The following is a 21,422-nucleotide window of genomic DNA, read 5'->3' on the forward strand; positions in this document are numbered from 1 at the left end:
ACGGTCAGTCGCCGTAGATGTCGGACTTGAAGTACTTGGCCTGGATCTTCTGGTACTCGCCATTGGCGCGAATGGCGTCGATGGCCGCGTTCAGCTGGGCCACCAGTTCGGCGTTGCCCTTGCGCACCGCGATCCCGGCGCCCTCACCCACGTACTTGGGGTCTTTCAGCTCTGGCCCGACAAACCCGTAACCCTTGCCCTTGGGCGTCTCCAGGAAGCCCTGTTCAAGCGGGATGGTGTCGGCGAACACACCGTCCAGGCGACCGGCCACCAGGTCCATGAAGATTTCCTCGTTGCTGGTGTAGCGCACGATCTCGATGCCCTTGGGCACCAGTTCCGCAGTCACATAGCGGTCGGTGGTGGTCGCGCGCTGCACGCCGATGCGCTTGCCCTTGAGGTTGGCGAAGTCGTCATCGACCTGGCTGCCGGCCTTCATGGCCAGGCGTGCGGAGGTGAAGTAGTACTTGTGGGTGAAGTCCACCGACTTCTTGCGGTCTTCGGTGATGGTGATCGACGACAGGGCGGCGTCGATCTTCTTGACCTTGAGCGACGGGATCAGGCCGTCGTATTCCTGTTCGGTCCACTGGCACTTGACCTGCATCTGCGCGCACAGGGCGTTGCCGATGTCGTAGTCGAAGCCACTGATAGCGCCGTCGGCGGTCTTGAACGCGAACGGTGGGTAGGCAGCTTCGATACCGATGCGCAGGGTCTTTTCAGCGGCGAACGACGGGGCGGCGGCAAACAGGCTCAACGCCAGCGCAGCCAACAGGGATGGGGTTTTCATCAGCGGTCTCTCTCGCTCGTTGTTGGGGTGTGTTGCAAGACAGAGGAAAAAGCGGCGGGCACAAGGCAGCCTGGAACTATTTTGTACTTATAATTCCATACTGGACTTTTGTGTATTAATTTTCAACCGATTCGCGGCACCGCACCGTTGCAGGAGCCAGCCTTGCCGGCGGGGCGTCTACCAACGCCCCGCCGCGTCCGCATCACTCTGGCGCCCCTCGACCCAGCGCGGCCCCTCGCCGGTCTGCTCCTTCTTCCAGAACGGCGCGCGGGTCTTGAGATAGTCCATTACGAAGTCGCACGCCTGGAACGCCGCCTGCCGGTGCGCACTGGCTACCCCCACGAACACGATCGGCTCACCCGGCTGCAATGCGCCGATACGGTGCAGCACTTCGACCTTGAGCAAAGGCCAGCGCTGCTCGGCCTCCAGCACGATCTTGGCCAGGGCCTTTTCGGTCATGCCCGGGTAATGCTCCAGGAACATCCCCGCCACCTCGCGACCGTCGTTGAAGTCGCGCACATAGCCGACAAACGACACCACCGCGCCCACCCCGACGTTGGCCGCGTGCATCGCATTGGTCTCGGCGCCGGGGTCGAACGCGCCGGCCTGCACTCGAACGCCCACCTCAGCCCCCGGTCACGGGCGGAAAGAACGCCACTTCGTCGCCGTCGGCCACCGGCTCCTCGAGCCTGCACAACTCCTGGTTGCGCGCGCACATCAGGTTCTGCTCGCCCAGCATCGCGTACCCCTCCCCGCGTGCCAGCAGGGCCTTGCGCACATCGTCGACGCTGTCGAACAGCCCGTCGAGGCGTTCGCCGTCGCTGCCCAGCGCCTCGCGATACCGCGCGAAATACACCACGTCGATGTTCATGGCGCCTCCACCTGGTAGTGCCCGCTCTTGCCGCCCAGTTTTTCCAGCACACGCACGCTGTGGATGGTCATGCCCCGGTCCACCGCCTTGCACATGTCGTAGATCGTCAGCGCCGCCACACTGGCGGCCGTCAGGGCCTCCATCTCGACGCCGGTCTGCCCGGCCAGCTTGCAGCGCGCCACGATATGCACCGTGTCGTCGCCTTCGCCAGTCAGCTCGAGCTTGACGCTGGTGAGCATCAACGGGTGGCACAGCGGGATCAGATCGCTGGTCTTCTTCGCCGCCTGGATGCCGGCAATGCGCGCCACGGCAAACACGTCGCCCTTGGGGTGGCCGCCAGCCACGATCATCTGCAAGGTTTGCGGGAGCATGCGCACCCGCGCTTCGGCCACCGCCTCGCGCGAGGTGACGGCTTTGTCGGTGACGTCGACCATGTTGGCCCGACCTTGGGAATCGAGATGAGTCAGCACAGGGTTACTCCTGATCAGGAGCACCGATTGTAAACCCAGGGGTCAACATTAGGCAGCGGAAAAAACCGGGCGGCACAAGGCCGCCCGGTGGCAGGGGTTACAGGTGGGATTCGGCGTATTCGGCCAGGACCGAACGCGGCACGCCCTGCAGGGTGATGTGCACGCCGTTGGGGAAGTCCTTGAAGCGCTCGGTCAGGTAGGTCAGGCCCGAGCTGGTGGCGGACAGGTAAGGGGTGTCGATCTGCGCCAGGTTGCCCAGGCAGATCACCTTGGAACCGGCCCCGGCACGGGTGATGATGGTCTTCATCTGGTGCGGGGTGAGGTTCTGGCATTCGTCGATCAGGATCAGGCTCTGCTGGAAGCTGCGACCGCGGATGTAGTTGAGCGACTTGAACTGCAACGGCACACGCTCGAGGATGTACTCGACGCTGCCATGGGTGTTCTCGTCGTCCATGTGCAAGGCTTCGAGGTTGTCGGTGATCGCCCCCAGCCAGGGCTCCATTTTTTCCGCTTCGGTGCCCGGCAGGAAGCCGATTTCCTGGTCCAGCCCCTGCACGCTGCGGGTGGCGATGATGCGCCGATAGCGCTTGCTGACCATGGTCTGCTCGATGGCTGCGGCCAGTGCCAGGATGGTCTTGCCCGAACCTGCGGCACCGGTGAGGTTGACCAGGTGGATGTCGGGGTCGAGCAGGGCGAACAGCGCCAGGCCCTGATGGATGTCACGCGGTTTCAGGCCCCAGGCTTCCTGGTGCAGCAGTGGCTCCTGATGCAGGTCGAGCAGCAGCAACTCGCTGTCACGGATGCCCTTGACCCAGCCGACGAAGCCCTGCTCGTCGATGATGAACTCGTTGATGTGAACCGCCGGCAGGTTGTCGGCCAGCTGCACGCGGTGCCAGGTGCGCCCGCGCTCCTGGCGGGTCTCGACCTTGTTGACGCGGTCCCAGAACGAGCCGCTGACCGAATGGTAGCCCTTGGGCAGCAACGAAACGTCGTCGACCAGCTGATCGGTACTGTAGTCCTCGGCGGCGATACCGCAGGCGCGGGCCTTGAGGCGCATGTTGATGTCTTTGGTCACCAGCACCACGTCCAGTTCCTTGCGCCGGCTACGCAGCTCGAGCAACTGGTTGATGATGATGTTGTCGTTGAGGTGTTCGGGCAGCAGCCGGTTGGGTTCGGCGCGTGGGGTCATCAGGATCGACAGGAAGCCCTTGGGGCCGCTCTTGCCGCGCTGGATCGGTACGCCCTGCTCGACATCCTCGGGCGTGGCATCGCCCAGGGTCTGGTCGATCAGACGAATGGCCTGGCGGCATTCGGCGGCGATCGTGTGTTTGCCGGTCTTGAGTTTGTCGAGCTCCTCGAGCACGGTCATCGGCAGCGCGACGTGGTGTTCCTCGAAATTCAGCAAGGCGTTCGGATCGTGAATCAGAACATTGGTATCGAGCACGTAAAGGATTGGCTGGTTGGAAGAAACGTTACGTCCTTGATCATCCATACTCGGTCACCTTTGTAGGGGCCAGACGACGCAATACCTGGGCGGTGCTGCGCCGCGAAGTGACCGCCGGTCTCCCCCTGGCCGCGTCGTTACGGTAGGGAAGCTGCGAACAAAGGAGGGGCCATTAGTACGCCACCTGTGCTGCAGGGTTCGGCGGTCTGACTTCTTGATACCGCAAAACCCGTGACGATAAAAAGCGTTTTTACGTTTTTTTGAAGTTTATTTTTCGTTGTGCGGTCAAGCCCTTGGCGTGAGCCGCAAGCACCACTACAGTTAATGATCAAACCCCGATGAACGCCTGGCGATTTTTTCCGCCGGGTGCCGCCGCGCCCAGCGATTACGGGGTTTCGGCAAATTCCCGGCAGTTGCCCCAGCCAATCCCGCTCTGGGCCGTGTGCTGCAGCAACCAGTCGATCGCCGCCTGGGCCCTGGGCTGGCCGTCATGAAACTGGATCACCCCGCGGCGCCACAGCAGCATCAGGCTCAGCACCCGCTGCGCCGACTGCTCGGCATTCAACCCGGCCTGGTCCTGGGCGTCGATATCCCACAACATCACCTGCAGCTGCTGGCCGGCGAAAAACGCCGCACTGTCGGCGCGGCGCTGCCCGTAGGGCGGGCGAAACAGCGGCACGAATGCCTCGGGCAGGCTGCTCTGCACCAGTGCCCGGCTGGAGACCACCGAGTCCTGCCAGCCGGTCCACTGCGCATGCGAGCTGTACTGCCAGCCCTGCAGCCCCACGCACTGCCCGGCATACAGTTGCTGCAGCGCTGCGGCCGAGGTCTGGTCGCGGCGCGCCTGCAGGTTCTTGCCCACCACGAAGAACAGCCCGCCAAGCTTCTGCCGGCGCAGGTAGTCGGTCAGCGCCTCGGTAGCCGGCCCCGGGCCGCCATCGAAGCTGATCACGAACAGCCGGTCGTTGAGTGCCTGGCCATCGCGCTCCTGGTCGGAAAACCGCTCCACCTCGCTGGAGGTCTGGGTAAACAGCGCCGCCTTGCGCAATTGCTCGTTCAGGTAGTACTCGTGAAAACGCCGGCTTGGCTGCGCCCAACCGGCGTAGAACGAATCGTCTGCAACACTGAACTTGCCCGCCTGCTGGCGCAGGTCCGGCAGGCTGTCGATGGCGTAGCAGAACGAGGCGTCCTGCTCGCAGCTCTGCTGGGCCAGGTCATAGTTGCGCCACAGCCGCTGCCACAGGCGCTGACGCAAGGCATTCAGCGTCACCAGGTTGACCTGGCGAAGGTTCAGGCGCTCGGCCAGCTGCGCCTCGCTCAGGGCCTCGCTGTCATACAGCACGCGGGCAAAGCTGAGGATTTCGGCACGCGAGGCCACATCGAACAGGGCCGGGCTGTCGAGTTGTTCGGGCCACACGCTGCGGTCGAACCGGGCCAGCTCGATCGGGGCAGCGTGCACCAGCGTGCTCAGCAGGCCGGCCAGTAAAAGAAGGGCTATGCGCACGATCACACTCTCCATTTTCTCGCCGCGCACTATAGCGCCAAGCGCCGCCAGGGTCTTGGCTATTGGCGCGATAGCTGGAGATCGGCGCCCCCCGCCCGTAGAATCGACGCCACGATTCAAGGAGCCGACCTCATGCTGACGGTGATCTCACCCGCCAAGACCCTCGATTACGACACCCCGCCCGTTACCCAGCGGCACACCCTGCCGCAATACCTGGACGACTCCCAGGAACTGATCCTGCAACTGCGCGAACTTTCGCCGCAGCAGATCAGCGACCTGATGTACCTCTCGGACAAGCTGGCCGGCCTCAATGCCGCGCGCTTCGGCAGCTGGACCCCGAACTTCACCCCGGCCAACGCCAAGCAGGCGCTGCTGGCGTTCAAGGGCGACGTGTACACCGGCCTGGATGCACAGAGCCTGAGCGAAGACGACTTCACCTATGCCCAGCAGCACCTGCGCATGCTGTCGGGGCTGTACGGCCTGCTGCGTCCGCTGGACCTGATGCAGCCCTACCGGCTGGAGATGGGCACCAAGCTGGCCAACGCCCGCGGCAAGGACCTCTACGCCTTCTGGGGCACGCGCATCAGCGAGTGGCTGAACCAGGCGCTGGCCGAACAAGGCGACGACCTGCTGCTGAACCTGGCCAGCAACGAGTACTTCTCGGCGGTCAAGCGCAGCGCGTTGAAGGCGCGGGTGATCAACACCGAGTTTCGCGACTTCAAGAATGGCCAGTACAAGATCATCAGCTTCTATGCCAAGAAGGCGCGGGGCATGATGACCCGGTTCGTGACCCAGGAGCGCATCGACGACCCCGAGCGGCTCAAGCAGTTCGACGTGCAGGGCTACTACTACAGTGCCGAGCAGTCCAAACCGGACAACCTGGTGTTCCTGCGCGACCACCCGGCCGAGTAGAAAGCATCGCGGGTCCCCCCGCTCCCCCCGGGATCACCTGAATCCTTGCGGGCGCGGGCTTGACTCGCGATGGCGTCCTCACAGCCTGCCAGGCGCCAATCCCGTGGCGCCAAAAAACCACCCCCTCTAGCCCTATCGCCAAACGTCATAAGACCGTTCGTAGTTTTCTGACGAAATATCCTGAAATTTTTTTTCATGCTGGCATAAAAACATCCCCCTCCAAGTTTGCCCTACAGACACGGGACGAAACTGCCGTGTGCTATCAAAGTGAAAGTATCGTCAACTGTTGAAATATTAAAAAATCCTTCACGGCGACTCGGGCGAGCCTGGAACTTATCCCCTTGAGGCTCGCTCATACCACCGGTACGGATTATCTCGTGACGTATGTGAGAGATGACGTACATGACAAATGGACAGTATCAGGAAGTTTTGAAAGCACTTTTTTGTCCGCGCAATTGTTCGACAAGATTACGCGTCCAAGCCAGGAGAGAGCACCCTTAAAAATCGTCCTAGTGGTTGATTTCAAAGGATTTAATCCACTTGAAATAACAAGCACAGCAGTACGCGCAGTGGGTACTGCAATAAAGACGGATACCGTCCAGGGCTCACCCCCTAATGTAAATGGCCATTAGCCGCCAACTTGAGTGCCGTTTATTTTTCGCACTCCAATTTAATTTGCCTGCCGGCAGTTAGCGGTTTAACCGTGATACTTCCGTGCACCCTGAATTTGCTGGTCAACCAACCCGGTCTGGCGCTTAGTTGTGCGCCGACATGATAAACACATGAGGTGAATGCGATGCGTATCAGCATCTTTGGTTTGGGTTATGTAGGTGCGGTCTGTGCGGGCTGCCTGTCCGCCCGGGGCCATGAAGTGATCGGCGTGGATGTATCGGCGACCAAGATCGACCTGATCAACCAGGGCAAATCCCCCATCGTGGAACCGGGCCTCGAAGCCCTGTTGCAGCAAGGCATTGCCAACCAGCGCCTGCGGGGCACCACCGATTTTGCCCAGGCCATTCGCGACAGCGACGTGTCGATGATCTGCGTCGGTACGCCGAGCAAGAAGAACGGTGACCTGGGCCTGGAATACATCGAGTCGGTGTGCCGCGAAATCGGTCTGGTACTGCGCGACAAGAGCAGCCGCCACACCATCGTGGTGCGCAGCACCGTACTGCCGGGCACCGTCAAGAACGTGGTGATCCCGATTCTCGAAGACTGCTCGGGCAAGAAGGCCGGCGTCGACTTCGGCGTGGCGGTCAACCCCGAGTTCCTGCGCGAAAGCACCGCGATCAAGGACTACGACCAGCCGCCGATGACTGTCATCGGCGAACTCGACCGCGCCAGCGGCGACGTGCTGCAGGCCCTCTACGAAGAGCTCGACGCCCCGATCATCCGCAAGGACATCGAAGTGGCCGAGATGATCAAGTACACCTGCAACGTGTGGCACGCCACCAAGGTCACCTTCGCCAACGAGATCGGCAACATCGCCAAGGCCTGCGGCGTCGATGGCCGCGAAGTGATGGAAGTGGTGTGCCAGGACAAGGCCCTGAACCTGTCGCAGTACTACATGCGCCCAGGCTTCGCCTTCGGCGGCTCGTGCCTGCCCAAGGACGTGCGCGCCCTCACCTACCGGGCCGGCAGCCTGGACGTGAAGGCGCCGCTGCTCAACTCGCTGATGACCAGCAACGAGTCCCAGGTGCAGAACGCCTTCGACATCATCGAAAGCCACGACAAGCGCAAGGTTGCCCTGCTGGGCCTGAGCTTCAAGGCCGGCACCGACGACCTGCGCGAGAGCCCGCTGGTGGAACTGGCCGAACGCCTGATCGGCAAGGGCTACGAGCTCAACATCTACGACAGCAACGTCGAGTACGCCCGCGTGCACGGCGCCAACAAGGACTACATCGAGTCGAAGATCCCCCACGTCTCGTCCCTGCTCAACGCCGACTTCGAGCAGGTGATCAACCACGCCGACGTGATCGTGCTGGGTAACCGCGACGAGAAGTTCCGTGCGCTGGCGCAACAGGCCCCGGCCGGCAAGCAGGTCATCGACCTGGTCGGCTTCATGGGCAAGCCGACCTGCCCCACCAGCCGCACCGAAGGCATCTGCTGGTAACAGCAGCCACTGCACGGGGTCGCCCCAGCCCCGTGCAGTTCCTTCCCATTCATTCGCTACGGATGCACACCATGCAAAGGCTCAAGCACGGCCTGCTACAGGTCGCCGGATGGCTGTTCTACGTGAGCCTGCTCATGCTGATCGCCCTGGCCTTGCCCAAGACCGTTTTCGACCCCGACTCCAAGGACTTCATCTTCCTTATCGGCGCTGTCGGAATCTGGCGTTATTCCATGGGTGCCACGCACTTCGTGCGGGGCATGCTGTTCCTCTACATCGTCTACCCGATGCTGCGACGCAAGGTGCGCAAACTGGGCAGCGCGGCCGACCCGTCGCACGTGTACCTGATGGTCACCAGCTTTCGCATCGACGCCCTGACCACCGCGCAGGTGTACAGCTCGGTGATCCGCGAGGCAATCGACTGCGGCTACCCCACCACCGTGGTCTGCTCGCTGGTGGAAATGAGCGACGAACTGCTGGTGAAAAGCCTGTGGGCCAAGTTCAACCCGCCCGACCGCGTGGCCCTGGACTTCGTGCGCATCGCCGGCACCGGCAAGCGTGACGGCCTGGCCTACGGCTTTCGCGCCATCTCGCGCCACCTGCCCGACGAGAACGCAGTGGTCGCGGTGATCGACGGCGACACCGTGCTCGGCGAAGGCGTGGTAGCCAAGACCGTGCCCTGGTTCAAGCTCTACCCGAATGTCGGTGGCCTGACCACCAACGAATTCTGCGAAGTGCGCGGCGGCTACATCATGAGCGAGTGGCACAAGCTGCGCTTTGCCCAGCGCCACATCAACATGTGCTCGATGGCCCTGTCCAAGCGCGTGCTGACCATGACCGGGCGCATGTCGGTGTTCCGCGCCGCCGTGGTGACCAACCCCGAGTTCATCAAGGACGTCGAGAACGACTCGCTGCAGCACTGGCGCCTGGGCCGCTTCAAGTTCCTCACCGGCGACGACAAGTCCAGCTGGTTCAGCCTCATGCGCCTGGGCTACGACACGTTCTACGTGCCGGATGCGGCGATCAACACGGTTGAGCACCCGCCGGAAAAGAGCTTCATCAAGGCCAGCCGCAAGCTGATGTACCGCTGGTACGGCAACAACCTGCGCCAGAACTCCCGCGCCCTGGGCCTGGGCGTTCGCCGCCTCGGCCTGTTCACCAGCGTGGTGCTGTTCGACCAGCGCGTGTCGATGTGGACCAGCCTGCTCGGGCTCACCGTGGCGCTGATCGCCAGCCTCAAGTTCGGCCCTGCCTTCCTGCTGGTGTACCTGCTGTGGATCGGCATCACCCGCCTGATCCTGACCCTGATGCTGATGTGCTCGGGGCATGCCATCGGCCCGGCCTACCCGCTGATTCTCTATTACAACCAGATCGTCGGCGCAATCATGAAGATCTACGTGTTCTTCCGCCTCGACAAGCAGTCCTGGACCCGCCAGCCCACTGCGCTCAAACGCGACCTCGCGAGCTTTCAACAATGGTTCAACACCTGGTCTTCGCGGACCATGACCTTCTCGGCAGCCAGCATCTTCGTCGCTGTGCTGTTCATGGTCGTGTGAGCCGCCGCCCTACGGAATAAAACAGGAACATATCGCCATGAATACCGCCGTGAATGCCAATGTCGTGCATGAGTCCGAAGCCCAGCGTCAGCACGCCCGGGTAAAGATCCCCGCCAAGCTGCGCTACCTGGGGGCCAACCGCGAGACCCTCGAAGTCAAGGTCGAGGACCTCTCGGCCGGTGGCCTGAGCTTCTACACCCGCCACCCGCTGAAGGTCGGCGAAGTGGTGCGCGGCCGCCTGCAGTTCGTGGTCGACAACCTGGGCCTGGCCATCGACATCGAGTTCCAGGTGCGCTCGCACAACGTCGCCGACGGTCGTACCGGCGTGCAGTTCCAGAACCTGGAACAGCGCGACATCGCCACCCTGCGCCACATCATCACCTCGCACCTGTCGGGCGAGCTGATCAGCATCGGCGACGTGCTCAGCACCCTGCAACGCGACAACTTCACCAAGGCGCGCAAGCAGAAGGACACCGGCGGCGGCTTGAGCGCCTTCGGCCGCCTGCGTGCGGTCACCTTCAGCCTCGGCGTGTTCGTGGTCGGCGTGGCCGCGTTCGGGTTCATCGCCAAGTCGGTGTACGGCCTGTACTTCGTCAGCCATGCCGAGGCCGGGGTGGTCAGCGTCCCCACCACCAACGTCACCATGCCGCGCGACGGCACCGTGCAGAGCCTGGTGAAGGCGGACGGCCCGGTGGTCAAGGGCGCGCCGCTGGCCTCGTTCAACACCAGCATGCTCGACCTGCTCAAGGGCCACCTGGACGACCAGCAACTGGAGCCGGCGCGGGTCGAGGAACTGTTCGGCAAGCAGCTCAGCGGCACCCTCACCAGCCCGTGCGACTGCGTGGTGGCCAGGCAACTGGTGGATGACGGGCAATACGCGAGCAAGGGCGCAGTGATCTTCCAGCTGATCCCGCGCACCACCAACCCGATCATCGAGGCCCGTTTCAGCTACCGCCAGTTCGACGAAGTGCAACCCGGCACCCGCGTCAACTTCCAGGTGGCCGGCGAAGACGACGTGCGCCAGGGTCGCATCGTCAGCAGCACCAGCCAGAACAGCGACGACCTGTCTTCGGACATTCGCGTGCAGATCAAGCCGGATGCGCCGATGCCCAGCGAGCTGGCCGGGCGCCCGGTGTCGGTCAACAGCGACCGGGGCCCGTCGATGGACTGGCTGATCGACAAGGCCGTGGCCCGTGGGCTTTGAAGAGGACATGCCGGTGACTACCCAACACACCGCGATCCCTGTAGGAGCCGGCCTTGCCGGCGAATCGTGCAGCCCCCTTCGCCGGCAAGGCCGGCTCCTACCGATGGGTGCACTGGCCCTGGCCATCAGCCTGGCCGGTTGCGCCGGCCTGCCCGACCAGCGCCTGGCCAACGAAGCCCTCAAGCGCGGCGACACCGCCCTGGCCGAGCGCAACTACCAGCAACTCGCCGACCTGGGCTACAGCGAGGCCCAGGTAGGCCTGGCCGATATCCAGGTCGAAACCGGTGACCCGGCCAAGCTCAGGCAGGCCGAGGCCACCTACCGCGCCGCCGCCCGCACCTCGCCCCGCGCTCAGGCCCGCCTCGGCCGTCTGCTGGTGGCCAAGCCCGACAGCAGCGAGGCCGAGCGCCACGAGGCCCAGGGCCTGCTCAAGCAGGCCTTCGCCGCCGGCGAAAGCAACACCCTGATCCCGCTGGCCATGCTCTACCTGCAATACCCGCAGAGTTTCCCCGACGTCGATGCCCAGCAGCAGATCGACCAATGGCGCGCCGCCGGCTACCCCGAGGCGGGCCTGGCCCAGGTGCTGCTGTACCGTACCCAGAACACCTACGACCAGCACCTGGACGAGGTGGAACGTATCTGCAAGGCCGCACTGGCCAGCACCGACATCTGCTATGTGGAACTGGCCAGCGTGTACCAGAAGCGTGCCCAGCCCGAACAACAGGCCGCGCTGATCGACCAGCTCAAGGCCGCCTATGCCCGCGGTGCGGTACCGGCCAGCCGGGTCGACAGCGTGGCCCGCGTACTGGCCGACCCCAGCCTGGGCCAGACCGACGAGAAAACCGCCCAGGCCCTGCTCGAACAGGTCGCACCGAGCAACCCCGCGTCCTGGGTCAGCCTGGCGCAACTGCTCTACAGCTTCCCCGAGCTGGGCGACAGCGACCAGTTGCTGGCCTACATCGACAAGGGCCGCGAGGCCGCACAACCGCGCGCCGAGCTGCTGCTGGGCCGCCTCTACTACGAAGGCAAGGCCGTGCCGGCCGACGCGAAAAAAGCCGAGACGCACCTGCAGTCCGCCGCCGATGCCGGCGAAATCAGCGCCCACTACTACCTCGGCCAGCTCTACCGCCGTGGCTATCTGGGCCAGGTCGAACCGCAGAAAGCCGTCGATCACCTGCTGCGCGCCGCCCGTGGCGGCCAGCTCAGCGCCGACTACGCGCTGGCCCAGCTGTTCAGCGAAGGTCGCGGCATTCGCCAGGACCTGGTCAACGCCTGGGTGTTCGCGCAACTGGCGCAGGCCAACCCCAGCGAGCAATCGACGGCGATGGCCGGCGAGCTCGACCAGCAGCTATCCGCCCCGCAGAAGGCCCAGGCCCAGCGCCTGTTGCAACAGGAGCGCCAGGCCCGTGGCGCCATGGGCCAGGGCCCCGGCGCCCAGGCCATGCAGGCCCTGCAGGACACCACCGAACAAGACGGCGAGGAATCCCTATGACACTCAACCCGTGGATGAAGGCCGGCCTGGGCCTGGGCTGTGCCCTGCTCTGGTCGTGCCCGACCCTGGCCGCGATGACCGCCGAGAAGAACTTCGGCCTGGAAGTGAAAGTCACCGGCCAGTCCGAGGATGACCGCGACCTGGGCACCCGCTCCGGCGGCGACGTCAACGGCCTGGGCCTGGACCTGCGCCCCTGGGTGTATGGCGAACGCGGCAACTGGAGCGCCTACGCCATGGGCCAGGCGGTCACCGCCACCGACACCATCGACACCGACACCCTGCGCCAGGCCGACGACGACAGCCAGGTCGAAACCCGCCGCGCCAGCGGCCGCGAGCAGGACAAGAGCTACCTGGCCATGCGCGAGTTCTGGGTCGGCTACAGCGGCCTGACCGCCTACCCCGGCGAGCAGCTGCGCCTGGGCCGCCAGCGCCTGCGCAGCGACGACGGCATGTGGCGCGACACCAACATCGAGGCGCTGAACTGGACCTTCGACACCACCCTGCTGCGCGCCAACGCCGGCGTGGCCCAGCGTTTCAGCGAGTACCGCACCGACCTCACCGACCTGGCCCCCGAAGACAAGGACCGCCTGCACGTCTACGGCGACGTGGCCGCGCAATGGACCCCCGGCCACTGGGTCGGCCTGCGCGCGCACCACACCCACGACGACGGCAAGCTGAAGAACCCGGGCGAGACCCTCGACCCGCTGGACAAGACCCGCAACGGCGACCTCACCTGGCTGGGCCTTGAGGCCAACAGCGACGCCTACAACTGGCGCAACCAGAACACCGTCAACTACTGGGGCAGCGTCACCTGGCTCACCGGCGACCGTGATCGCCTGAGCGCCACCACCCTGGCCAACGGCGACCAGCTGGCCACGCAAAAGCAGAGCGGCGATGTCAACGCCTGGGCCACCGACCTGGGCATCCGCCTGCGCCTGGACCCCAACTGGCAGGTCGGCGCGGCCTATGCCCGCGGCAGCGGCGGCGGTGGCAGCGACGGCTCGGGCAACTTCGAACAGACGGGCCTTGAGAGCAACCGCTCCAACTTCACCGGCACCCGCTCGCGTGTACACCGCTTCGGCGAGGCCTTCCGTGGCGAGCTGGGCAACCTGCAGGCCGCCACCCTGTTCACCTCCTGGCAACTGCGCGACGACTACGACGCAAGCCTGGTGTACCACAAGTTCTGGCGCGTCGACGGCAAGCAGAACATCGGCAGCAGCGGCATCAACGCAGTGGTCGATGATGACGGCATCAACCGCCCGCTGATCCAGGGCGAAAAAGACCTCGGCCAGGAGATGGACCTGGTGGTCACCAAGTACTTCAAGCAGGGCCTGCTGCCGGCCGCGCTGAGCCAGTCGATCGACGAACCGTCGGCACTGGTGCGCTTTCGCGGTGGGGTGTTCAAGCCAGGCGACGCCTATGGCAAGGAAGCGGACTCGTACATGCACCGCGCCTTCATCGACGTGATCTGGCGTTTCTGATGCCTGGAGTGCATTGACATGAACCTTTACCCGCTCAACACGCTGATCGCCGGCAGCCTGCTGCTGGCCAGCAGCATCGCCCTGGCCAACGGCCTGCCCGTGGCCAGCCCGGCCAAAGAGCTGCAGCACGCCAAGACCTACACCGTCAGCAGCGCGCCGATCGAGCCGTTGCAGATCCCGGCGCCGACCCTGCCCGACCTCAGCGGCTACACCGCCGAAGCGGTGCAGGCCAAGATCCAGCGTGCACGCAAGGGCAAGGTCACGGTACGCCGCATGCTGCAGGAAGACGCCCTCAAGGAGTTCATCGGCGGCGACAACAAGATGGCCGAATGGGTAGCCCGCCAGCACGGCATCCCGCAGGCGATCTTCGTCGATGACGGGCATGTCGACTTCACCGAGCTGAGCAAGCACGTGCCGGCCCAGTACCTGCGTGAAACCGCGCCGGGGGTATACCTGTCGCGCCTGCCGATCGTGGTGGGGCAAAAGGGCGTGCTCGAGATCGATGCCAAGGTCAAGGAACTGCGCCTGTCCCAGGAAGGCGGTGCGTTCATCGTCAACGACGGCAAGCTGTTCGTCAGCGACACCCGCGTCACCGGCTGGCGCGAAAAGGACAACGGCCCGGCGACCTTCCGCACACCCAAGGAATTTCGCCCGTTCCTGCTCTCGTGGGGCGGCACCGAGACCTACATCGTCAACACCCGCATGGCCAGCTTCGGCTATGCCCAGAGCAAGTCCTACGGCGTGAGCATTTCGCAGTACACGCCCAACATGGCCAAGCAGATGGGCCGCCCCGAACCCACCGGCTGGATCATCGGCTCCGAGTTCAGCGACATGTGGTACGGCTTCTACTGCTACGAGACCAGCGACTTCGTGGTCAAGGACAACACCTACCGCGACAACATCGTGTACGGCATCGACCCCCACGACCGTTCGCACCGCCTGATCATCGCCGGCAACACCGTGCATGGCACCAAGAAGAAGCACGGCATCATCGTCTCGCGCGAGGTCAACGACAGCTGGATCATCAACAACAAGAGCTACGACAACAAGCTCTCGGGCGTGGTGATCGACCGCAACAGCGTCAACAACCTGATCGCCTACAACGAGATCTACCGCAACCACACCGACGGCATCACCCTGTACGAAAGCGGCGACAACCTGATCTGGGGCAACAAGGTCATCAGCAACCGTCGCCACGGCATCCGCGTGCGCAACAGCGTGAACATCCGCCTGTACGAAAACCTCGCCATGGCCAACGGCCTGGTGGGTGTGTACGGGCACATCAAGGACCTGTCCGATACCGACCGCGACATCGACCTGGACCCATTCGACACCAAGGTGTCGCTGATCGTGGTGGGCGGTGAACTGGCGGCCAACGGCAGCGGCCCGCTGTCGATCGACTCGCCCCTGAGCGTGGAGCTGTACCGGGTGTCGATGCTGGCCCCGAGCAAGTCCAGCGGCATCAGTTTCTCCGGGGTGCTGGGCGATCGCCAGGACGAGATTCTCGACCTGATGGTGCGCCAGGGCAAAGCCGTACTGATCGACCCGGTCGAACGCCAGACCGACATGGCGGATTGAGGAAACCTGACATGACCCCACATCTGATGAAACTGCTTGGCCTGAGTGCGGCGCTGCTGGCGATCAGCAACGGCGTGCGTGCCGACGAGGTGCAGGCGCCCAGCTTCACCGCCCAGCCGTGCTGCCAACTGTGCCCCGAAGCCCACGATGCCAGCCGCTACACCACCCGCTACCAGCAGAACTTCACCACCCTGGTGCAAGCCCAGGGCGACTGGCTGTTCCGTACCCGCGAAGACCTGCGCACCGAGTTCACCACCACCCCGGCCGGCTACAAACGCCTGCAGCAGGTGCACGATGCCTTCAAGGCGCGCGGCGTGGAACTGGTGGTGGTGTACCAGCCCACCCGTGGCCTGGTGAACCGCAACATGCTCAACCCGGCCGACAAGGCCGCGTTCAACTACGAGAAGGCCCTGCGCAACTACCAGGCCATGCTCAAGCGCTTCGCCCAAATGGGCTACAACGTGCCCGACCTGTCGCCGCTGACCAACGAACAGTTGCCGGCCGCGCAGCAGGGCAAGGACTTCTACTTCCGCGGCGACCAGCACTGGACGCCCTATGGCGCCGAGCGTGCGGCAAAAATCGTGGCCGACACCGTGCACAGCATGCCGGCCTTCGCCGACATCCCGCGGCGTGAATTCGAAAGCCACCCGTCCGGCCGCATGGGCAAGACCGGCACCCTGCACAACGTCGCCGGCCAACTGTGCGGCACCAGCTACGCGGTGCAGTACATGGACCAGTTCGTCACCGAGCCCAAGGGCGAGAGTGGCGGCGACGACCTGTTCGGCGACTCGGGCAACCCGCAGATCACCCTGGTGGGCACCAGCCACAGCGGCAAGAACTACAACTTCTCGGGTTTTCTGCAGCAGTACATCGGCGCCGACGTGCTCAACGTCGCGTTCCCCGGTGGCGGCCTGGAAGGTTCGATGATCCAGTACCTGGGCAGCGAAGAGTTCCAGAACAACCCGCCCAAGATCCTGGTGTGGGAGTTCTCGCCGCTGTACCGCCTGGACCAGGAAACCATCTGGCGCCAGATGCTCGCCCTGCTCGACAACGGCTGCGAAGGCAAGCCTGCGCAGATGAGCGTCAGCACCTCGCTCAAGCCGGGCACCAACGAGCTGCTGGTCAATGGCAAGAACGGCGTGATCAAGAACCTGGTCAACGGCCGTCATCAACTGGACATCCAGTTCGAAGACAAGTCGGTCAAGACCTTGCAGGCCACCCTGTGGTACCTCAATGGTCGTCACGAGGACCTGAAGATCGAAAAACCCGAAACCTCCGACACCGACGGACGCTTCGCCTTCCAACTGCGCGAGGACGAGGACTGGGCCAACCAGACCTTGCTCGCGGTGGAAGTGCAGGGTCCCGAAAGCGGCAGCCAGAAGGTCCAGGCCAGGCTGTGTACACGCAACCCGATCGCCGGCGCCGGGCAGCATGCTGCCCAGGCCGGCCTGTGAGGCGCACATGACATCCATCCGCACCCTTGCCACCCCCGCCCTGCTCGCCCTGGCCCTGTTCGGCCCGGCGGTGCAGGCCGGCGGGCTGGTCCCGCCGCAGGGCTACTACGCCGGCATCGAGAAACCCAAGACCAGCCCCAACGACTTCACCTGTGAGGCCGTGCCCAAGCCCTACACCGGCGCGCTGCAGTTTCGCAGCAAGTACGAAGGCTCGGACAAGGCCCGCGCGACGCTGAACAAGGCATCCGAACAGGCCTTTCGCGACTCCACCGCCAGCATCACCACGCTGGAGCGCGGGGTCAGCAAGCAGGTGATGCAGTACATGCGCGACGGCCGCCCGCAGCAGCTGGACTGCACCCTGCAGTGGCTGGGCACCTGGGCGCAGGCCGATGCGCTGATGTCCACCGACTACAACCACACCGGCAAGTCGATGCGCAAATGGGCGCTGGGCAGCCTGAGCTCGGCATACCTGCGCCTGAAGTTCTCCAACGCACAGCCACTGGCGGCGCACCAGGCCCAGGCCGAACAGATCGAGAAATGGTTCGCGCGCCTGGCCGAGCAGACGGTCAAGGACTGGAGCGACCTGCCGCTGGAAAAGATCAACAACCACTCGTACTGGGCCGCCTGGTCGGTGATGGCCACGGCGGTGGCGACCGATCGCCGCGACCTGTTCGACTGGGCCGTGAAGGAGTACCGCGTGGGTGCCAACCAGGTCGATGCGCAGGGCTTTCTGCCCAACGAGATGAAGCGCAAGCAGCGCGCCCTGGCGTACCACAACTACGCACTGCCGCCGCTGTCGATGATCGCCAGCTTCGCCCAGGCCAACGGCGTGGACCTGCGCCCGGAAAACAACGGCGCGCTCAAGCGCCTGGGCGAGCGGGTGTTGTCCGGGGCCAGAGACCCGAGTGCGTTCAAGGCGCGCAATGGCCAGAAGCAGGACATGGACGATCTGAAGATCGACAGCAAATACGCCTGGCTTGAGCCGTGGTGCAGCCTGTACCAGTGCGACGCCGATGCGCTCAAGCGCAAGCACGCGATGCAGCCGTTCAAGAGTTTCCGCCTGGGCGGCGACCTGACGCGCGTCTACGACCCGCAGGCAGAACAGAAGAAGTAGCAACGACCGCAATCCCTGTGGGAGCGGGCTTGACCCGCGATGCGTTTGATCTGGTTCCCCCGCAATTTCAGCGGGGGGTTTGGGGGGCTGCTGCCCCGATTGTGGATAACGACAAGGAGAGATCGGGATGGTGTTCTCGTCCAATGTGTTCCTGTTCCTGTTCCTGCCGATCTTTCTCGGCCTGTACTACCTGAGCGGGCAACGCTACCGCAACGCCCTGCTGCTGCTGGCCAGCTACGTGTTCTACGCCTGGTGGCGGGTGGACTTCCTGGCGCTGTTCGCTGCGGTCACCCTGTGGAACTACTGGATCGGCCTCAAGGTGGGCGCCGCCGGCGTGCGCACCAAGCCGGCCCAGCGCTGGCTGCTGCTGGGGGTGGTGGTCGACCTGGGTATCCTGGGCTACTTCAAGTACGCCAACTTCGGCGTCGACAGCATCAACGCGATCATGACCTCGTACGGCCTGGAGCCGTTCATCCTCACCCACATCCTGTTGCCCATCGGCATCTCGTTCTACATCTTCGAGTCGATCAGCTACATCATCGACGTGTACCGCGGCGACACCCCGGCCACCCGCAACCTGATCGACTTCGCCGCGTTCGTGGCGATCTTCCCGCACCTGATCGCCGGCCCCGTGCTGCGCTTTCGCGACCTGGCCGACCAGTTCAACCACCGCACCCACACCCTGGACAAGTTCTCCGAAGGCTGCACGCGCTTCATGCAGGGCTTCATCAAGAAGGTATTCATCGCCGACACCCTGGCGGTGGTCGCCGACCACTGCTTCGCCCTGCAGAACCCGACCACCGGCGACGCCTGGCTGGGCGCACTGGCCTACACCGCGCAGCTGTACTTCGACTTCTCCGGCTACAGCGACATGGCCATCGGCCTGGGCCTGATGATGGGCTTTCGCTTCATGGAGAACTTCAAGCAGCCCTACATCAGCCAGTCGATCACCGAGTTCTGGCGGCGCTGGCACATCAGCCTGTCCACCTGGCTGCGCGACTACCTGTACATCACCCTGGGCGGCAACCGCGGCGGCACCTTCGCCACCTACCGCAACCTGTTCCTGACCATGCTGCTGGGCGGCCTGTGGCACGGTGCCAACTTCACCTACATCATCTGGGGCGCCTGGCACGGCATGTGGCTGGCGATCGAGCGCGCACTGGGCCTGGACACCAACCCGCAGCGCTTCAACCCGGTCAAGTGGGCCTTCACCTTCCTGCTGGTGGTGATGGGCTGGGTGATCTTCCGCGCCGAAAACCTGCACGTGGCCGGGCGCATGTACGGCGCCATGTTCAGCTTCGGTGAATGGCAGCTGTCGGAGCTCAACCGCGCCAGCCTCACCGGCCTGCAAGTGGCCACCCTGGTGATCGCCTACCTGAGCCTGGCGTTCTTCGGCCTGCGCGACTTCTACCGCAACGCCAAGCCCACGGCCAAGGCCAGCCCGGTGGCCGTGCATGGCGACGGCAGCGTGAGCCTGGACTGGGGCCTGTACATGACCCGCGCGCTGGTGCTGCTGCTGTTCGTGGCCTCGATCCTCAAACTCTCGGCGCAAAGCTACTCGCCGTTCCTCTACTTCCAGTTCTGAGCGAGCCGACCATGACCCGATCATTACGCAAACTCTACGCCGTGCTGTTCATGGCCCTGCTGCTGGGCCTGGGTATCTGGTCGCTGGGGGGCCTGGGCAGTTTCCAGCGTACCGCGCAGATGTCCCTGCTCGACGGCAAGCTGGCCAAGGCCGCCGAAACCCACTACGACGCGCAGTTCCCGATCAAGCGCCTGGGCACCAACCTCTGGGCGGCGCTGGACTTCAAACTGTTCAACGAAGGCCGCCCGGGTGTGGTGCTGGGCCGCGAGCAATGGCTGTTCAGCGATGAAGAGTTCAAGCCGGTGGCCGGCAGCGAACAGTTCGAGGCCGAGAACCTCGCACTGATCCGCGGCGTGCGCGACACCCTCAAGCAGCACGGTGTGCAACTGGTGCTGGCGATCATTCCGGCCAAGGCCCGCCTGTACCCGGAGTACATCGGTGAGCAGACGCCCGCCAGCCTGCATGCCGACCTGTACAACCAGTTCCATGCCAAGGCGCGCCAGGCCGGCGTGTTCGCCCCGGACCTGCTCGGCCCGCTGCAGGCGGCCAAGGCCCAGGGCCAGGTGTTCCTGCGCACCGACACCCACTGGACACCACTGGGCGCCGAGGTGGTGGCACGCCACCTGGCCGAAGCCGTGGCCCGCCAGACCCTGCTCAGCGGCACGCCGCAGCAGTTCGTCACCGAAGCCAAAGCCGCCACACCGTACAAGGGCGACCTCACCAACTTCCTGCCGCTGGACCCGTTGTTCAGCCACCTGCTGCCGGCCCCGGACAGCCTGCAGCAACGCACCACCCGCCCTGCCCGGGCCCAGGACCAGGCCGACAGCGACGACGCGCTGTTTGCCGACAACGAGATCCCCGTGGCGCTGATCGGCACCAGCTACAGCGCCAACCCGCACTGGAACTTCCTCGGTGCGTTGCAGCAGGCGCTGCGCAGCGACGTGGTCAATTACGCCGAGGACGGCCATGGCCCGCTGCTGCCGATGCTCAAGTACCTGCAGACCGACGCCTTCAAGACCAGCGCCCCACAGGTGCTGGTATGGGAGTTCCCGGAACGTTATCTGCCAATGAAAAACGACCTCAGCGCCTTCGATCCGCAGTGGATCGCCCAGCTGAAGCAAACCCGTACCGCCAATCAAGACATGGCCCTGTCGTCCAATCGGACGCAACACTGAGAGGAACTGCACATGACCACCAAGCACCGCATTGCCAAAGCATTCGCCCTGACCGCCGGCATGAGCCTGCTCTCGCTGCAGGCCTGGGCCGGCGCCGACGCCGCACTGTATGGCCCCAGCGCGCCCAAGGGCTCGACCTTCGTGCGCCTGTACAACGCCGGCAACCAGCCGGTGGCCGCCAGTGTCGGCAACACCCAGATCAGCGAAGTGGCCGCCCAGGGCAGCAGCGATTTCAGCTTCATGCCCCAGGGCGACTACAGCGCCAAGGTCGGCAGCCAGACCGTACCGGTCAAGCTGGCGGGCGATCACTACTACACCCTGGTCAACCACGGCAGCGGCCAGCCGCAACTGGTCGAGGAACCGCCGTTCAAGAACAAGCAGAAATCCCTGGTACGCGTGCAGAACCTGAGCGACCAGGCCCTGACCCTGAAGACCGCCGATGGCAAGACCGAAGTGGTCAAGCCGGTGGCGGCCAAGGCGCGCGGCGAGCGCGAGATCAACCCGGTCAAGGTCAGCCTGGCGCTGTATGAAGGCGACAAGAAAGTCAGCGACCTCAAGCCCGTTGCGCTCGAACGTGGCGAAGCGGCCGTGCTGTATGTGACCGGCAGTGGCAGCAACCTGTCGCCGGTCTGGGTCAAGCGCCCTGTGTCCACCCGTTAATCAACTGCCCCTTTCAACGTTCGGAGAT

Annotated in this window: 18 protein-coding genes; 12 read left to right on the forward strand and 6 right to left on the reverse strand. The window is 64.3% G+C overall.

From position 1 onward, the window contains the following. Positions 1 to 4: 4 nt before the first annotated feature. The 6 genes from NP552_RS13330 to NP552_RS13355 all read right to left on the reverse strand — a co-directional run bounded on the left by NP552_RS13330 (position 5) and on the right by NP552_RS13355 (position 5,073). Positions 5 to 784 (reverse strand): ABC transporter substrate-binding protein, encoded by a 780-nt coding sequence (locus NP552_RS13330; protein ID WP_043861013.1) that lies wholly within the window; start codon positions 782 to 784, stop codon positions 5 to 7. A 177-nt stretch (positions 785 to 961) separates the two neighbouring features. Next, positions 962 to 1,408 carry a molybdopterin synthase catalytic subunit MoaE gene (gene moaE, locus NP552_RS13335; RefSeq protein ID WP_043861012.1) on the reverse strand — a complete coding sequence of 149 codons (447 nt, stop codon included), beginning with the start codon at positions 1,406 to 1,408 and terminating at the stop codon, positions 962 to 964. A gap of 1 nt (position 1,409) precedes the next feature. Beyond that, positions 1,410 to 1,655 carry a MoaD/ThiS family protein gene (locus tag NP552_RS13340; RefSeq protein WP_078479511.1) on the reverse strand — a complete coding sequence of 82 codons (246 nt, stop codon included), beginning with the start codon at positions 1,653 to 1,655 and terminating at the stop codon, positions 1,410 to 1,412. Next, positions 1,652 to 2,125, reverse strand: coding sequence for a cyclic pyranopterin monophosphate synthase MoaC (gene moaC / locus NP552_RS13345; RefSeq protein WP_058540865.1), 474 nt, complete (start codon positions 2,123 to 2,125; stop codon positions 1,652 to 1,654). Before moaC ends, NP552_RS13340 begins: the two co-directional genes overlap by 4 nt. A gap of 97 nt (positions 2,126 to 2,222) precedes the next feature. Continuing rightward, a complete protein-coding gene (locus tag NP552_RS13350) occupies positions 2,223 to 3,617 on the reverse strand; it encodes a PhoH family protein (protein ID WP_043861009.1) in 1,395 nt (464 codons plus the stop codon). Positions 3,618 to 3,954: 337 nt separating this feature from the next. After that, complete coding sequence (locus tag NP552_RS13355) at positions 3,955 to 5,073, reverse strand: polysaccharide deacetylase family protein (protein ID WP_274096806.1); 1,119 nt, start codon at positions 5,071 to 5,073, stop codon at positions 3,955 to 3,957. Between the two features lie 132 nt (positions 5,074 to 5,205). Between NP552_RS13355 and yaaA the strand changes: the two genes are divergently transcribed. The 12 genes from yaaA to NP552_RS13415 all read left to right on the forward strand — a co-directional run bounded on the left by yaaA (position 5,206) and on the right by NP552_RS13415 (position 21,394). Continuing rightward, a complete protein-coding gene (gene yaaA, locus NP552_RS13360; protein WP_274096807.1) occupies positions 5,206 to 5,985 on the forward strand; it encodes a peroxide stress protein YaaA in 780 nt (259 codons plus the stop codon). A gap of 796 nt (positions 5,986 to 6,781) precedes the next feature. After that, on the forward strand, positions 6,782 to 8,098 hold the full coding sequence (locus tag NP552_RS13365; protein WP_043861007.1) for a nucleotide sugar dehydrogenase: 1,317 nt from the start codon (positions 6,782 to 6,784) through the stop codon (positions 8,096 to 8,098). A 62-nt stretch (positions 8,099 to 8,160) separates the two neighbouring features. Then, positions 8,161 to 9,651: a mannuronan synthase gene (gene alg8 / locus NP552_RS13370; RefSeq protein WP_370409113.1), complete on the forward strand. Its 1,491-nt coding sequence runs from the start codon at positions 8,161 to 8,163 to the stop codon at positions 9,649 to 9,651. 37 nt (positions 9,652 to 9,688) lie between these two features. After that, on the forward strand, positions 9,689 to 10,855 hold the full coding sequence (locus NP552_RS13375) for an alginate biosynthesis protein Alg44 (protein ID WP_043861005.1): 1,167 nt from the start codon (positions 9,689 to 9,691) through the stop codon (positions 10,853 to 10,855). 103 nt (positions 10,856 to 10,958) lie between these two features. Beyond that, positions 10,959 to 12,347, forward strand: a complete 1,389-nt coding sequence (gene algK / locus NP552_RS13380; RefSeq protein ID WP_274096808.1) for an alginate biosynthesis TPR repeat lipoprotein AlgK — start codon at positions 10,959 to 10,961, stop codon at positions 12,345 to 12,347. Then, positions 12,344 to 13,828 (forward strand): alginate export family protein, encoded by a 1,485-nt coding sequence (locus NP552_RS13385; RefSeq protein WP_058540863.1) that lies wholly within the window; start codon positions 12,344 to 12,346, stop codon positions 13,826 to 13,828. Before algK ends, NP552_RS13385 begins: the two co-directional genes overlap by 4 nt. Positions 13,829 to 13,846: 18 nt before the next feature. Continuing rightward, complete coding sequence (algG, locus tag NP552_RS13390) at positions 13,847 to 15,406, forward strand: mannuronan 5-epimerase AlgG (RefSeq protein WP_043861002.1); 1,560 nt, start codon at positions 13,847 to 13,849, stop codon at positions 15,404 to 15,406. Between the two features lie 11 nt (positions 15,407 to 15,417). Then, positions 15,418 to 16,860 (forward strand): alginate O-acetyltransferase, encoded by a 1,443-nt coding sequence (locus NP552_RS13395; protein WP_043861001.1) that lies wholly within the window; start codon positions 15,418 to 15,420, stop codon positions 16,858 to 16,860. 7 nt (positions 16,861 to 16,867) lie between these two features. Beyond that, positions 16,868 to 17,974: a mannuronate-specific alginate lyase gene (locus NP552_RS13400; RefSeq protein ID WP_058541092.1), complete on the forward strand. Its 1,107-nt coding sequence runs from the start codon at positions 16,868 to 16,870 to the stop codon at positions 17,972 to 17,974. Positions 17,975 to 18,101: 127 nt separating this feature from the next. Beyond that, a complete protein-coding gene (locus NP552_RS13405) occupies positions 18,102 to 19,559 on the forward strand; it encodes an MBOAT family O-acyltransferase (RefSeq protein WP_054914852.1) in 1,458 nt (485 codons plus the stop codon). Between the two features lie 11 nt (positions 19,560 to 19,570). Beyond that, complete coding sequence (locus NP552_RS13410) at positions 19,571 to 20,734, forward strand: alginate O-acetyltransferase (RefSeq protein ID WP_054914853.1); 1,164 nt, start codon at positions 19,571 to 19,573, stop codon at positions 20,732 to 20,734. Between the two features lie 12 nt (positions 20,735 to 20,746). After that, positions 20,747 to 21,394 (forward strand): alginate O-acetyltransferase AlgF, encoded by a 648-nt coding sequence (locus tag NP552_RS13415; protein WP_043860998.1) that lies wholly within the window; start codon positions 20,747 to 20,749, stop codon positions 21,392 to 21,394. Positions 21,395 to 21,422 lie beyond the last annotated feature (28 nt).

The organism is Pseudomonas sp. 8209 (genome assembly GCF_028682105.1).
In the GTDB taxonomy this organism is placed as follows: domain Bacteria; phylum Pseudomonadota; class Gammaproteobacteria; order Pseudomonadales; family Pseudomonadaceae; genus Aquipseudomonas; species Aquipseudomonas palmensis.

What these genes read in the sequence shown, in the direction of transcription:
- NP552_RS13330 (WP_043861013.1), bottom strand. Translation starts at nt 784, where the DNA reads ATGAAAACCCCATCCCTGTTGGCTGCGCTGGCGTTGAGCCTGTTTGCC.
- NP552_RS13350 (WP_043861009.1), bottom strand. Translation starts at nt 3,617, where the DNA reads ATGGATGATCAAGGACGTAACGTTTCTTCCAACCAGCCAATCCTTTAC.
- NP552_RS13375 (WP_043861005.1), top strand. Translation starts at nt 9,689, where the DNA reads ATGAATACCGCCGTGAATGCCAATGTCGTGCATGAGTCCGAAGCCCAG.
- NP552_RS13410 (WP_054914853.1), top strand. Translation starts at nt 19,571, where the DNA reads ATGACCCGATCATTACGCAAACTCTACGCCGTGCTGTTCATGGCCCTG.
- NP552_RS13365 (WP_043861007.1), top strand. Translation starts at nt 6,782, where the DNA reads ATGCGTATCAGCATCTTTGGTTTGGGTTATGTAGGTGCGGTCTGTGCG.
- NP552_RS13415 (WP_043860998.1), top strand. Translation starts at nt 20,747, where the DNA reads ATGACCACCAAGCACCGCATTGCCAAAGCATTCGCCCTGACCGCCGGC.
- alg8 (WP_370409113.1), top strand. Translation starts at nt 8,161, where the DNA reads ATGCACACCATGCAAAGGCTCAAGCACGGCCTGCTACAGGTCGCCGGA.
- NP552_RS13340 (WP_078479511.1), bottom strand. Translation starts at nt 1,655, where the DNA reads ATGAACATCGACGTGGTGTATTTCGCGCGGTATCGCGAGGCGCTGGGC.
- algK (WP_274096808.1), top strand. Translation starts at nt 10,959, where the DNA reads ATGGGTGCACTGGCCCTGGCCATCAGCCTGGCCGGTTGCGCCGGCCTG.
- algG (WP_043861002.1), top strand. Translation starts at nt 13,847, where the DNA reads ATGAACCTTTACCCGCTCAACACGCTGATCGCCGGCAGCCTGCTGCTG.
- NP552_RS13405 (WP_054914852.1), top strand. Translation starts at nt 18,102, where the DNA reads ATGGTGTTCTCGTCCAATGTGTTCCTGTTCCTGTTCCTGCCGATCTTT.
- NP552_RS13385 (WP_058540863.1), top strand. Translation starts at nt 12,344, where the DNA reads ATGACACTCAACCCGTGGATGAAGGCCGGCCTGGGCCTGGGCTGTGCC.
- NP552_RS13395 (WP_043861001.1), top strand. Translation starts at nt 15,418, where the DNA reads ATGACCCCACATCTGATGAAACTGCTTGGCCTGAGTGCGGCGCTGCTG.
- NP552_RS13400 (WP_058541092.1), top strand. Translation starts at nt 16,868, where the DNA reads ATGACATCCATCCGCACCCTTGCCACCCCCGCCCTGCTCGCCCTGGCC.
- yaaA (WP_274096807.1), top strand. Translation starts at nt 5,206, where the DNA reads ATGCTGACGGTGATCTCACCCGCCAAGACCCTCGATTACGACACCCCG.